This window comes from Bradyrhizobium sp. WBOS08, from assembly GCF_024585125.1.
GTDB classification, from domain to species: Bacteria; Pseudomonadota; Alphaproteobacteria; order Rhizobiales; family Xanthobacteraceae; genus Bradyrhizobium; species Bradyrhizobium japonicum_B.
Window position 1 is genome coordinate 5,114,381 of record NZ_CP028988.1, and the last position, 12,716, is coordinate 5,127,096.

Annotated in this window: 11 protein-coding genes; 8 read left to right on the top strand and 3 right to left on the bottom strand. The window is 65.5% G+C overall.

The features are described from left to right. The first annotated feature begins 46 nt into the window (after positions 1-46). The 3 genes from DCM80_RS23870 to DCM80_RS23880 all read left to right on the top strand — a co-directional run bounded on the left by DCM80_RS23870 (position 47) and on the right by DCM80_RS23880 (position 3,752). Positions 47-1,435, top strand: coding sequence for a class II 3-deoxy-7-phosphoheptulonate synthase (locus DCM80_RS23870; RefSeq protein WP_257194000.1), 1,389 nt, complete (start codon positions 47-49; stop codon positions 1,433-1,435). A gap of 4 nt (positions 1,436-1,439) precedes the next feature. Further along, positions 1,440-1,793: a diacylglycerol kinase gene (locus DCM80_RS23875; protein WP_257177762.1), complete on the top strand. Its 354-nt coding sequence runs from the start codon at positions 1,440-1,442 to the stop codon at positions 1,791-1,793. A gap of 201 nt (positions 1,794-1,994) precedes the next feature. Then, complete coding sequence (locus DCM80_RS23880) at positions 1,995-3,752, top strand: NAD+ synthase (RefSeq protein ID WP_257194001.1); 1,758 nt, start codon at positions 1,995-1,997, stop codon at positions 3,750-3,752. Positions 3,753-3,917: 165 nt separating this feature from the next. Here DCM80_RS23880 and DCM80_RS23885 read toward each other — a convergent pair whose 3' ends face one another. After that, entirely contained in the window at positions 3,918-5,105 is a 1,188-nt protein-coding gene (locus DCM80_RS23885; protein WP_257194002.1) for a DUF2865 domain-containing protein, read from the bottom strand. A 144-nt stretch (positions 5,106-5,249) separates the two neighbouring features. Beyond that, positions 5,250-5,555, bottom strand: a complete 306-nt coding sequence (locus tag DCM80_RS23890) for a hypothetical protein (protein WP_257194003.1) — start codon at positions 5,553-5,555, stop codon at positions 5,250-5,252. A 288-nt stretch (positions 5,556-5,843) separates the two neighbouring features. Here DCM80_RS23890 and cysS point away from each other — a divergent pair, with 288 nt between their 5' ends. From cysS to DCM80_RS23910, 4 genes are all read left to right on the top strand, one after another. Further along, positions 5,844-7,226: a cysteine--tRNA ligase gene (gene cysS, locus DCM80_RS23895; protein WP_257194004.1), complete on the top strand. Its 1,383-nt coding sequence runs from the start codon at positions 5,844-5,846 to the stop codon at positions 7,224-7,226. Between the two features lie 115 nt (positions 7,227-7,341). Continuing rightward, positions 7,342-7,833, top strand: coding sequence for a GNAT family N-acetyltransferase (locus DCM80_RS23900; protein WP_257194005.1), 492 nt, complete (start codon positions 7,342-7,344; stop codon positions 7,831-7,833). Next, complete coding sequence (gene cimA, locus DCM80_RS23905; RefSeq protein ID WP_257194006.1) at positions 7,830-9,428, top strand: citramalate synthase; 1,599 nt, start codon at positions 7,830-7,832, stop codon at positions 9,426-9,428. The genes DCM80_RS23900 and cimA overlap by 4 nt, the downstream gene beginning before the upstream one ends. 129 nt (positions 9,429-9,557) lie before the next feature. After that, positions 9,558-9,935, top strand: coding sequence for a VOC family protein (locus DCM80_RS23910; RefSeq protein ID WP_257194007.1), 378 nt, complete (start codon positions 9,558-9,560; stop codon positions 9,933-9,935). A gap of 8 nt (positions 9,936-9,943) precedes the next feature. Here the strand turns inward: DCM80_RS23910 and DCM80_RS23915 are convergent, their stop codons facing one another. After that, on the bottom strand, positions 9,944-10,549 hold the full coding sequence (locus DCM80_RS23915) for a TIGR00730 family Rossman fold protein (protein ID WP_028135672.1): 606 nt from the start codon (positions 10,547-10,549) through the stop codon (positions 9,944-9,946). Between the two features lie 201 nt (positions 10,550-10,750). On the opposite strand from DCM80_RS23915, the gene DCM80_RS23920 reads away from it, so the two are divergent. Beyond that, complete coding sequence (locus tag DCM80_RS23920; RefSeq protein WP_257194008.1) at positions 10,751-12,700, top strand: ABC transporter ATP-binding protein/permease; 1,950 nt, start codon at positions 10,751-10,753, stop codon at positions 12,698-12,700. The last annotated feature ends 16 nt before the right edge of the window (positions 12,701-12,716 follow it).

The window sequence follows — 12,716 nt, forward strand, 5'->3', positions numbered from 1 at the left end:
CAACCCCTAGATCAGGTTGTGCTTTTTGCTTCACGGAGAGATTGCGATGTCCGAGCGGTGGACGCCCGAGTCCTGGCGCAGCAAGCCGGTGCTACAGGTGCCCGACTATCCCGACGCCAAGGCCCTGGCCGACGTCGAGGCGCAGCTTGCGACCTTTCCGCCGCTGGTGTTCGCGGGCGAGGCGCGCAACCTGAAGAAGGCCTTGGGCCGCGTTGCGGCCGGCGAGGCCTTCCTGCTTCAGGGCGGCGACTGCGCCGAGAGCTTTGCCGAGCACGGCGCCAACAACATCCGCGACTTCTTCCGCGTGCTGCTGCAGATGGCGGTGGTCCTGACCTATGCCGGCGCGGTGCCGGTGGTGAAGGTCGGCCGGATCGCCGGTCAGTTCGCCAAGCCGCGCTCGTCGCCGACGGAGAAGGTGAACGGCATCGAACTGCCGAGCTATCGCGGCGACATCGTCAACGACATCGCCTTCACCAGGGAAGCGCGAATCCCCGATCCGCAGCGCCAGCTGATGGCCTATCGCCAGTCGGCCGCGACGCTCAACCTGCTGCGCGCCTTCGCCACCGGCGGCTTCGCCAATCTCGGCAGCGTGCATCAATGGATGCTGGGATTCCTCAAGGATTCCCCGCAGTCCCGCCGCTACAAGGAGCTGGCCGACCGCATCTCGGACGCGCTCAACTTCATGCGCGCCTGCGGCCTCGATCTCGAGAGCCATCCGGAGCTGCGCGCCACCGATTTCTACACCAGCCACGAGGCATTGCTGCTCGGCTACGAGCAGGCCCTGACCCGCGTCGATTCCACCACCGGAGACTGGTACGCGACCTCCGGCCACATGATCTGGATCGGCGACCGCACCCGCCAACTCGACCACGGCCATGTCGAATATTTCCGCGGCATCAAGAACCCGATCGGGCTGAAGTGCGGCCCGTCGCTGAAGCCCGACGAGCTGTTGAAGCTGATCGACGTGCTCAACCCCGACAACGAGGCGGGCCGGTTGACGCTGATCGGCCGCTTCGGCTCCGACAAGATCGGCGAGCACCTGCCGAACATGATCCGCGCCGTCAAGCGCGAGGGCCGGGTGGTGGTCTGGTCCTGCGATCCCATGCACGGCAACACCATCACCTCGACGTCCGGCTACAAGACGCGGCCCTTCGACCGCATCCTGTCCGAGGTGAAGTCGTTCTTCGCGATCCATGCCGCCGAAGGCACCCATGCCGGCGGCGTGCATCTGGAGATGACGGGCCAGGACGTCACCGAATGCCTCGGCGGCGCCCGCGCGATCACCGACGAGGACCTCAACGACCGCTATCACACGGTCTGCGATCCCCGTCTCAATGCCGAGCAATCCATCGACATGGCTTTCCTGGTCGCTGAGCTGCTCAAGCAGGAGCGCGCCGGCAAGGCCCAGCCGATGCCGGTCGCAGCGGGGCTCTGACACCTTGCTGCGGATCTGGAAGGCCACGATCAATTCCCGTAACGGTCTGGCCTTTGCGTTCAAATCGGAGCAGGCCGTCCGCGAGGAGATCTTTGCGCTTCTGCTGTCGGTGCCGCTCGCCTGGTTCATCGGCGCGACCGCGATGCGCGCGGTCGAATTGGTGTGCTCTGTCGCCTTCGTGCTGACGGTCGAGCTGCTCAACACCGCGATCGAGAAGCTCGCCGACCGGCTGACCATGGACCACGACAAGCAGATCGGCCGGGTCAAGGACATGGGCTCGGCGGCGGTCGGCGTGGCGTTGCTCATGGCCGGTGCGTTCTGGATTTTCGCCATCGTCGAGCGGTTGGGTTTCGTCTAGCCTTCGGAGCGTGGGTGTCCGAGGCTCCTTCACCTCTCCCCAACGGGGAGAGGTCGATTTTCGTCTCGCGATGCGGAGCATCGTCGAGCGCAAATCGGGCGAGGGGGCTGATTTCCCACGAGAGACCTTAACCCCTCACCCGAATTGCATCTCTGATGCAATTCGACCTCTCCCTTCGGGAGAGGTGAAAGCGAGCGCCCGATGACCGAACGTCTCAACGCATTCGCGGTCACGCTCGCCCAGCTCAATCCGACCATGGGCGACATCGCGGGCAATGCCGCCAAGGCGCGGGCGGCGCGCGCACGAGCGATCGCCGATGGCGCCGATCTCGTGCTGTTTCCGGAATTGTTTATCGCCGGCTATCCGCCGGAAGACCTCGTGCAGAAGCCGGCCTTCCAGGCCGCCTGCCGCGCCGCGGTGGAAGCGCTCGCGCGCGAGACCGCCGATGGCGGGCCTGCCATGCTGGTCGGCACGCCCTGGGTCGAGGAGGGCAAGCTCTACAATGCCTGCGCGCTGCTCGACGACGGCCGCATCGCGAGCCTGCGCTTCAAATGCAACCTGCCGAATTACGGCGTGTTCGACGAGAAGCGGCTGTTTTCGCGCGGGCCCGCTGCGGGCCCGGTGACCGTGTGCGGCGTGCGCATCGGCGTGCCGATCTGCGAGGACATCTGGCTGGAGGAGTCCGAGGATTACGAGAACGTGGTCGAGACGCTGGCCGAGACAGGCGCCGAGATCATCCTGGTTCCGAACGGCTCGCCTTACGCCCGCGGCAAGAACGACGTGCGCCTGTCGGTCGCGGTCGCCCGTGTCACCGAGAGCGGGCTGCCGCTGGTCTATCTCAACCAGGTCGGCGGCCAGGACGAGCTGGTGTTCGACGGCGCCTCCTTCGCACTCAACGGCGATCTGTCGCTCGCGGCGCAATTGCCGGCATTCGAGGACAGCATCGTCACGCTGCGCTTCACCCGCAATGGCGAGGATTGGCGCTGCGCGGGGCCGGTCGCTACGCTGCCCGAAGGCGACAAGGCCGATTACGCTGCCTGCGTGCTGGGATTGCGCGACTATGTCGGCAAGAACGGCTTTCCCGGCGTGCTGCTCGGCATTTCCGGCGGCATCGATTCAGCTTTGTGCGCGGCGATCGCGGTCGATGCGCTCGGTGCCGATCAGGTGCATGGCGTGATGCTGCCGTATCGCTACACGGCGGCGCACTCGATCGCCGACGCCGGCGAGCTCGCCGGCCATCTCGGCATCCGCTACGAGGTGCTGCCGATCGCGGAAGCCGTCAGCGGGTTCGAGACCATTCTCTCGGGCCTGTTCAAGAATCTGCCGCCTGATGTCACCGAGGAGAATCTCCAGGCCCGCACCCGCGGCACGCTCCTGATGGCGATCTCCAACAAGACCGGCCTGATGGTGGTGACGACGGGCAACAAGTCCGAGATGTCGGTCGGCTATGCTACGCTCTATGGCGACATGAACGGCGGCTTCAATCCGATCAAGGATATCTACAAGACGCAGGTGTTCCGGCTGGCAAGCTTGCGCAACGGCTGGAAGCCGGACGGCGCGCTCGGACCCGCCGGCGAGGTGATCCCGCCCGACATCATCACGCGGCCGCCGACCGCGGAGCTGCGCGAGAACCAGACCGATCAGGATTCGCTGCCGCCCTATGACGTGCTCGATGCCATCCTGGAGCGCCTGGTCGAGCGCGAAGAGCCGCTGGACCGGATCATTGCCGCCGGCTTCGACCGCGAGATCGTCACCCGCATCGACCATCTGCTCAACGTCGCCGAATACAAGCGCCGCCAGGCCGCGCCGGGGGTGAAGGTCACGCGAAGGAATTTCGGCCGCGACCGCCGCTATCCCATCACCAACCGCTTTCGCGACAAGGGTGAAGCATTGCCTGCGGCGGACGAAGCGCTGGTGTCGCGCGCGAGCAAGGCCTCGATCGACGCGTTCGAGGGGTGAGTGGGAGGCGGGCGATGGCGCTCAGGAGTTTGCTGTCATCATCCGCGAAGCCGGATGATCCAGTACTCCGCGGCGGACGTTATCGAACAACAATTCCCGCCGCGGAATACTGGATGCCCCGCCTGCGCGGGGCATGACCGTTGAGACGAGAGCGGGCGCCTTACGCTACTTCTGCTGCTGCGGAAGGAAGGTCGGGCCTACCGAGCGGATAGGCTTGTTCTCCGACGAGGTCGCGGAGGCCGCATCCGCCGGCGGCGTTGCAGCCGGTGCATTCGCGGTCGTCGGCGCGGGAGCGGCGCCCTTCTTGGCATTGGCAGGCGTGCCCTTGTTGAGCCGCTGCTGCTGCATCTTCTTGGCGCTCTCCTCGGTGACGATGATGTCGCCCTGCTGCTCGGCCGCGGCCTTGTCGTCGGCGGATTTCAGCGCATCCGCCCAGGTCTGTCCTGCGGCCTTGCAGGAGCAGGACGGATTGAACTCGCTGCGGAACTTGAACGCGGTCGGCAGCGCCGTATAGGGCTGGCCGCTGATCGAGACCGCGGAGTTCATGTCTTCGCCGGGATTGCGGTGGGTGTAGAGCACGGCTTCCGCGGCCGGGCACAGCGCCTTGCAGGTCTTCTCGTCGTCGGGGAAGCGCGCCGGCACCGTCGCGAACGAGACCGGGAAATAGGCGCCATCGCAGGTGCGGACGCACACGGTGCGGAAGGTGCCGGATTGCGGTCCGAGATCGGACGGCGGCATGCCTTGCGGATTGTTCGGATTATTGCCGCCGAACAGATTGCTCAGGAAGTTGCCGCCGCCTTGCTGCTGCGCCGCCGCCGCATATTGCGGGCCGCAATTGTTCTGCGCCAGCGCCGCCAGCACCGAGCGGCGTTGAACGTCGCGTTCCGGGCTGAAGCCGCCCGGACCGCCACCGCGCAGGCGCTCGAGATTGCCGGTGATCTGGTCCAGATTGGCGCGCATCTGCTGGATCTGGGTGTTGACCGGGCCGCATTGCGCCGACTGGCCGCTGAACAGCGAGAAAAAGCCGGAGGAATCGCAGCCCATGCGCTTGGCCTGCATGGTGACGCGGTCGAGCTCGGCCTGCTGGCGGGTCTGGGAATCCTGGTAGCGGCGGACCTGCTCCTCGCGCGCGGGGTCGCCACCGCCGCCGCGATCCAGCGCGGCGAGCTGGCCCTCCAGGCGCACGCACATCGGATTCGGCCCGACGCCGTTCTGGCCCGCTTGCGGCGGCGGTCCGGGCGGACCGGCCTGCGCGAAAGCACCGGTGACGAGCACGGCCGTGCTCAACAGCACGGTGCAGGCAAGGAGACAGCGAGCACGGGAGGGAGACAGGAATTCAGGCATATCCGCCATTCTAGCGAGGTCACGGCCCAATGTGACTTTCCAACTTGACTTGGAGGGCCGAAGCGCGCCCTCCCAATAGCCGCTTCCTGCGGCATCGTCACGTCGTTTCGGGGACCAATAGACCGGCCTAAGCTGCGCCAGCTCCGAGCAAATTCAGCGCTGGCAGGTGATTGCGACATATTCGTCGCAATGGCCATGGGAGCAATTTGTGCCGGATTTGGGGACGGAGCCGGTAATTTCGTCGGGATCGACCCGGCGATAGGCTGATGCCTGGGCAAAATCTCGTGACTGGCAATAGGTGCGCGCGGCGGAGGCGCCGCATTTGACACCTTTGGCCAGGCACTGGTCGACGCCGTAGCCGCTGGCCTGGTTGGCGATGATGAAGACGCGGGTCTCGGCGCAGGCGTTGGATGCGGCGAAGACGAAGGCGCTGGCAATGAGCGCGGGCAAGAATCGCATGAAAAGGCACCGGGGCAAAAAAGGGGAACTGCCGGTTCCAGAATGGGCTCAAATGGTTAGGGGATCGTGAACCCTCAGGACGGACCAGCCTTGCGGGAGACAAAACGGGGGCTTTCGCGGCTCTCTTGACGCAGGGGCGCCTGATGGCCCATATGTTCCGCATGAACGGTCTCCTCGCCATTTGCGCCATTTGCCGCGAGATTACGAGCTAGCGATTCGCTGGCTGGAGCCGTCTTTTCTCAAACACGTTGAGAGCCTTGGACGCCCGGCCGCAAGGGATGGGTTGTCATGGAATTGCGCCTCTACGATACGCTGAGCCGGGACAAGCGCGCCTTTGTGCCGCTCGATGCTAGCAACGTCCGCATGTATGTGTGCGGGCCGACCGTCTATGACTTCGCCCATATCGGCAATGCGCGGCCGGTGATCGTGTTCGACGTGCTGTTCCGGCTGCTGCGTCACACCTACGGCGAGGCGCACGTCAAATATGTCCGCAACATCACCGATGTCGACGACAAGATCAACGACCGTGCCGCGCGCGATTTCCCCGGCCTGGCGCTGAACGAGGCGATCCGCAAGGTGACGGAGGAGACGGGCCGGCAGTTTCATGCCGACGTCGATGCGCTGGGCTGCCTGCGGCCCAGCGTCGAGCCGCGCGCGACCGAGCACATCGCCGAGATGCGCGAGATCATCGAACGGCTGGTGAGGGGCGGCTTCGCCTATGTCGCCGAGGACCACGTGCTGTTCTCGCCGCAGGCGATGAACGCGGCCAATTCCTCGCTGCCGCGCTACGGCACGCTTTCGAAGCGGTCACTCGACGAGATGATCGCAGGCGCGCGCGTCGATGTCGCGCCTTACAAGAAGGATTCGACGGATTTCGTGCTGTGGAAGCCGTCGAAGCCCGGCGAGCCGTCATGGGCCTCGCCGGCCGGCATCAAGGCCGAGGGCCGTCCGGGCTGGCACATCGAGTGCTCGGCGATGGCCTGGAAGCATCTCGGCGAGCATTTCGACATTCATGGCGGTGGCATCGATCTGGTGTTTCCGCACCACGAGAACGAGGTGGCGCAGACCTGCTGCGCGTTCCATCGCGAGCGCATGGCGAACTACTGGATGCACAACGGCTTCCTCCAGGTCGAGGGCGAGAAGATGTCGAAGAGCCTCGGCAACTTCATCACGATCCACGAGCTGCTGAAGGACTGGCCGGGCGAGGTGCTGCGCCTGAACATGCTGAAGACGCATTACCGTTCGCCGATCGACTGGACCTTGAAGTCGCTGGAGGAGAGCGCCAAGACGCTCGACGACTGGTATCGCATCGCGGCGGACGTCGAGCCCGGCAAGCCGGCTGCGTCCGTCGTCGAGCCGCTGCTCGACGATCTCAACACGCCGCTGGCGATCGCGGCACTGCATGGTCTGCGCGGCGGAGACGTGAGCGCCCTGGCGGGCTCGCTGCGGCTGCTCGGCTTCCTGTCCGAGAGCGCTGCGCAGTGGGAGGGCCGCAAGCAGCAGGCGAGTGGCGTTGATGCCAGGGAGGTCGAGCGCCTGATCGCTGAGCGGACTGCCGCCCGTAGCCGCAAGGACTTTGGGGAATCCGACCGCATCCGTGATCTGCTCGCCGCCATGGGCGTCGCGATCAAGGATTCCAGGGAAGGAACGACGTGGGAGATTGCGCGATGAAGCGGCCCGACACGCCTTTCCCGCGGCACTGGATCTATTACATCGCGCTGAAGATCGCGCTGCTCGCGGGCGCCGTGGCGCTGGTGCTCAAGCTCTATGGGATGTGGTGAGGACGATGGGACAGACTTTGCCAAAGCCCGCACTTAGGCCGTTCCTGCCCGAGGACGTGCCGCTGCTTGCCGCGATCTTCACCGCCAGCATCGAAGAGCTGACCGGGGAGGACTATAGCGAAGCGCAGCAGCAGGCCTGGATGGAGCTCGCGGAAGGCGAAGAGTTCGGCAAGCGGCTCGCGGCCGACCTGACGCTGATCGCGACCATCGAAGGCTCGCCGGTCGGTTTTGCGTCGCTGCGCGGCAACGACCACATCCGCATGCTCTATGTGCATCCGGCCGTGGCCGGGCACGGCATCGCCGCCATGCTGATCGACGCGCTGGAGAAGCTTGCCGGCGGCCGCGGCGCGCAAAGCCTCACCGTCGACGCCAGCGACACCGCCGAGGGCTTCTTCGCCAAGCGCGGCTACACAGCCCAGCAGCGCAACAGCGTCACCGTCAACGACGAATGGCTCGCCAACACCACGATGAAGAAGACGCTCGGAGCGCCGCAATGAGCAAGGAGCGCCTTTATCTGTTCGACACCACGCTGCGCGACGGCGCGCAGACCAACGGCGTCGACTTCACGCTTCAAGACAAGCAGGTCATCGCCGCGATGCTGGATGATCTCGGCATCGACTATGTCGAGGGCGGCTATCCCGGGGCCAATCCGCTCGACAGCGAGTTCTTTGCCAGCAAGCCCAAGCTCGATCATGCGCGCTTCACCGCGTTCGGCATGACGCGACGGGCCGGGCGCTCGGTCTCGAACGATCCGGGCGTGGCCGGGCTGTTGGAAGCGAAGGCGGATGCGATCTGTTTCGTGGCGAAGGCCTCGGCCTATCAGGTGCGCGTCGCCCTGGAGACGACGAAGGAAGAGAATCTCGCCTCGATCCGCGACAGCGTCGCGGCCGCGAAGGCCGCCGGCCGCGAGGTCATGCTCGATTGCGAGCATTTCTTCGACGGCTACAAGGAAGATGCCGCTTTCGCGCTGGCCTGCGCCAAGGCCGCCTTTGATGCAGGCGCGCGCTGGGTGGTGCTGTGCGACACCAACGGCGGCACCATGCCTGACGAGGTCGAGGCCATCGTCACCGAGGTGACGAAGCACATCCCCGGCGATCACGTCGGCATCCACGCCCATAACGACACCGAGCAGGCGGTGGCCAATTCGCTCGCCGCGGTGCGGGCCGGCGCGCGGCAGATCCAGGGCACGCTGAACGGCCTTGGCGAGCGCTGCGGCAACGCCAATCTCTGCTCGCTGATCCCGACGCTGAAGTTGAAGCAGGGTTTTGCCGATTCCTTCGAGATCGGCGTCACGACGGAGAAGCTGGCGACCCTCGTCAAGGTCTCGCGCACGCTCGACGACATGCTCAACCGCGTGCCGAACCGGCATGCTCCTTACGTCGGCGAGAGCGCCTTCGTCACCAAGACCGGCATTCATGCCTCCGCGGTGCTGAAGGACCCGCAGACCTACGAGCACGTGCTGCCGGAGACGGTGGGCAATCACCGCAAGGTGCTGGTCTCGGACCAGGCCGGACGATCCAACGTCATCGCCGAGCTCGAGCGGGCCGGCATCGCTTACGAGAAAAGCGATCCGAAGCTGACGCGCCTCGTCGAGGAGTTGAAGGAGCGCGAGGCGCAAGGCTACGCCTACGAGTCTGCCAACGCCTCGTTCGAGCTGCTGGCGCGTCGCACGCTCGGCAAGGTGCCGCATTATTTCGAGGTCGAGCAGTTCGACGTCAATGTCGAGCAGCGCTACAACGCGCTCGGCGAGCGCGTCACCGTGGCGCTCGCGGTGGTGAAGGTCGACGTCGCCGGCGAGCACCTGATCTCTGCGGCCGAGGGCAACGGCCCCGTCAACGCGCTCGACGTCGCCATGCGCAAGGACCTCGGCAAGTACCAGAAATACATCGAGGGCTTGAGGCTGATCGATTACCGGGTGCGTATCCTCAACGGCGGCACCGCCGCGGTCACGCGCGTGCTGATCGAGAGCGAGGACGAGAACGGCGACAGCTGGACCACGGTCGGCGTCTCCCCGAACATCATCGACGCCTCGTTCCAGGCGCTGATGGATTCGGTGATCTACAAGCTCGTGAAGTCGGCCGCGCCGACGTAGGCGACGGCGGTGCTACAAACGCCGTCATTGCGAGGAGCCCTTGCGACGAAGCAATCCAGACTGCCTCCGCGGATGCATTTCTGGATTGCTTCGCTGCGCTCGCAATGACGAGGAGGAGAGGGCAGGGGCATGATCGACCACATCTCCGTCGGCGTTAGCGATCTCGATCGCGCCGCAAAGTTCTACGAGGCCACGCTCGCAGCGCTCGGCCTGACGCGTCTCGTCACCCGGCCGCGGACGGTGGGCTTCGGCAAGGCCTATCCGGAGTTCTGGATCAACTTACGCGAGACGATGCCTCGCGTGCCCCCGGAAAGCGGCGTGCACATCTGCCTGCGGTCCAAGACGACGGACGAGGTCGATGCGTTTCATGCCGCGGCTCTCGCGGCGGGCGGGGCCTCCGACGGTGCGCCCGGCATCCGCCCGCACGATCGCGTGCGCTACTACGCGGCCTTCGTCGTCGATCCCGACGGCAACCGCATCGAGGCGGTGACGTTTCCGCAAGGATAGCGCGCGGCCTACAGCCGGCGCGCCACGTCGGGCGCAAGATCGCGCTGGCTGTCAGGAATCTGCGCAGCGGCGGCGCGCAATCGCGGAACGATCTCCTCGACCTTGTCGGCCTTGAGGATATCGACGGTGAGACCGGCGCGGATGAATTCGGTTTGGCGCATGTGGGCCACCAGAGAGAACAGCGGCTCCCAGAAATTGTCGATATTGGCGAGCAGCACGGGCTTGGCGTGACGGCCGAGCTGCTGCCAGGTCAATTGCTCGACCAGCTCCTCGAGCGTGCCGAGGCCGCCGGGCAGGGCGACGAACGCGTCGGAGCGCTCGAACATCAGCCGCTTGCGCTCGTGCATGTCGGGCGTGACGACCATCTCCTGCACGCGCGTCAGCGCATTCTCGCGCATCCGCAGGAAGTCGGGGATGATGCCGGTGACCATGCCGCCGTGATCGAGCACGGAGGTTGCGACCGCCCCCATCAGCCCGAGCGAGCCGCCGCCATAAACGAGGCGGATCTTGCTATCCGCCAGCGCCTTGCCGAGCGCTTTCGCCGCCTCGATGAAGTTGGGATTGGTTCCAGGGCCGGAGCCGCAATAGACACAGACGGTTTTGATCGTGCTCATTGGTGCCATGATGCATTGCAGCGAAGAGGCGTCAAGCCCTTCAGGTGATTCGATACTCCCGGAAATCTACCGGTAAATGGCGGCAAACAATCGAAGATTCGCCATTTGACGGGGTGCGCTGGCATCGGGAAGGCTCTATATGACAGGCGAAAATCGTAAATCTCGACGACGCCCGCATCCGGTGGGCTTTCAGGCTTCTTGATGGACCAACCTCAATCGTTCGACGGCGCCGACGTTCCTGCCGGCGGCGCGCCCGAGCAGGGGACGCTGATGGGCACGCTGGCGCATCTGTGGCCCTATATCTGGCCGGGCGACCGCTTCGACCTGAAGATGCGCGTGGTGTGGTCGCTGGTGCTGCTGCTCGCGGCCAAGCTGATCACGCTCGCGGTCCCGTTCAGCTTCAAATGGGCGACGGACGCGCTGACCGGCGCCAACACCGCGCCGGTCGCGGCCGACAATTGGCAGCTCTGGGTGATCGCCTCGCCGTTGTTGCTGACGGTGAGCTACGGCGTGATGCGCATCCTGATGGCGCTGCTGACGCAATGGCGCGACGGCATCTTCGCGCGCGTCGCCATGCACGCGGTGCGCAAGCTTGCCACCATCACCTTCATCCACATGCACGAGCTGTCGCTGCGCTTCCACCTCGAGCGCAAGACCGGCGGCCTCACCCGCGTGCTGGAGCGCGGCCGCGAGGGCATCGAAGTCATCGTCCGCATGGTGATCCTGCAGCTGATCCCGACCATCGTCGAGGTCTCGTTGCTGATGGCCGTGCTGCTCTGGCAGTTCGACTGGCGCTACGTGGTCGCCACCCTGATCATGGTCGCGCTCTACATGTACTACACCTACATCGCGACCGAGTGGCGGATCGGCATCCGCCGCAAGATGAACGATTCCGACACCGAGGCGAACACCAAGGCGATCGACTCGCTGCTCAACTACGAAACCGTGAAATATTTCAGCGCCGAGGCGCGCGAGGCGCAGCGCTACGACAAATCGGTGGAGCGCTACGAGGAAGCGAGCGTCCGCACCTACACCTCGCTCGCGGTGCTCAACACCGGACAGGCGGTGATCTTCACGCTGGGCCTGACCGCGACCATGCTGATGTGCGCGATCGGCGTGCGCAACGGCACCAACACGGTCGGCGATTTCGTGCTGGTCAACGCCATGATGATCCAGCTCTACCAGCCCCTGAACTTCATGGGCATGGTCTATCGCGAGATCAAACAGGCGATCATCGACATCGAGAAGATGTTCGGCGTGCTCGGCCGCGAGGCCGAGATCAAGGACGCCCCCGATGCCAAGCCGCTGGTCGTCTCCGCCGGCACCGTACGCTTCGAGGACGTGCGCTTCGCCTATGAGCCGACGCGTCCGATCCTCAAGGGCATCAGCTTCGAGGTGCCGGCCGGCAAGACCGTCGCCATCGTCGGCCCGTCGGGCGCAGGCAAGTCGACCATCTCGCGCCTTCTGTTCCGCCTCTATGACGTCTCCGGCGGCAGGATCCTGATCGACGGCCAGGACATCCGCAGCGTGACGCAGGATTCGCTCCGCGCCTCGATCGGCATGGTGCCGCAGGATACCGTGCTGTTCAACGACACCATTCGCTACAACATCCGCTACGGTCGCTGGGACGCCAGCGATGCCGAGGTCGAGGAAGCGGCGCAACTGGCGCAGATCGACCATTTCATCCGCATGGCGCCGAAGGGCTACGAGACCCAGGTGGGGGAGCGCGGGCTCAAGCTGTCCGGCGGCGAGAAGCAGCGCGTCGCGATCGCGCGCACCGTCTTGAAGGCGCCACCGATCCTGGTGCTGGACGAGGCGACCTCGGCGCTCGATACCCACACCGAGCACGAGATCCAGGGCGCGCTCGATCGCGTGGCGAAGAACCGCACCTCGCTGGTGATCGCGCACCGGCTCTCGACCATCGTCGGAGCCGACGAGATCATCGTGCTGGATCAGGGCCGCATCGCCGAGCGGGGCACCCACGCCAAGCTGCTCGCCCATGGCGGCCTCTATGCCAGCATGTGGAACAGGCAGCGCGAGGCCGAGGCGGCGCGCGAGAAGCTGGCGCAGATGGCCGACACCGGCGAGGCCCCCAACCGCGAGCCGCCCCCGGTCGATGACGCCCTGACGACGCCTGCGGCGGCGGTGTGACCTTGTCTCCGGTCCC

Coding starts and splice junctions, on each gene's coding strand:
- cysS (WP_257194004.1), top strand. CDS start 5,844: ATGGAATTGCGCCTCTACGATACGCTGAGCCGGGACAAGCGCGCCTTT.
- DCM80_RS23870 (WP_257194000.1), top strand. CDS start 47: ATGTCCGAGCGGTGGACGCCCGAGTCCTGGCGCAGCAAGCCGGTGCTA.
- DCM80_RS23900 (WP_257194005.1), top strand. CDS start 7,342: ATGGGACAGACTTTGCCAAAGCCCGCACTTAGGCCGTTCCTGCCCGAG.
- DCM80_RS23920 (WP_257194008.1), top strand. CDS start 10,751: ATGGACCAACCTCAATCGTTCGACGGCGCCGACGTTCCTGCCGGCGGC.
- DCM80_RS23915 (WP_028135672.1), bottom strand. CDS start 10,549: ATGAGCACGATCAAAACCGTCTGTGTCTATTGCGGCTCCGGCCCTGGA.
- DCM80_RS23885 (WP_257194002.1), bottom strand. CDS start 5,105: ATGGCGGATATGCCTGAATTCCTGTCTCCCTCCCGTGCTCGCTGTCTC.
- DCM80_RS23890 (WP_257194003.1), bottom strand. CDS start 5,555: ATGCGATTCTTGCCCGCGCTCATTGCCAGCGCCTTCGTCTTCGCCGCA.
- cimA (WP_257194006.1), top strand. CDS start 7,830: ATGAGCAAGGAGCGCCTTTATCTGTTCGACACCACGCTGCGCGACGGC.
- DCM80_RS23910 (WP_257194007.1), top strand. CDS start 9,558: ATGATCGACCACATCTCCGTCGGCGTTAGCGATCTCGATCGCGCCGCA.
- DCM80_RS23880 (WP_257194001.1), top strand. CDS start 1,995: ATGACCGAACGTCTCAACGCATTCGCGGTCACGCTCGCCCAGCTCAAT.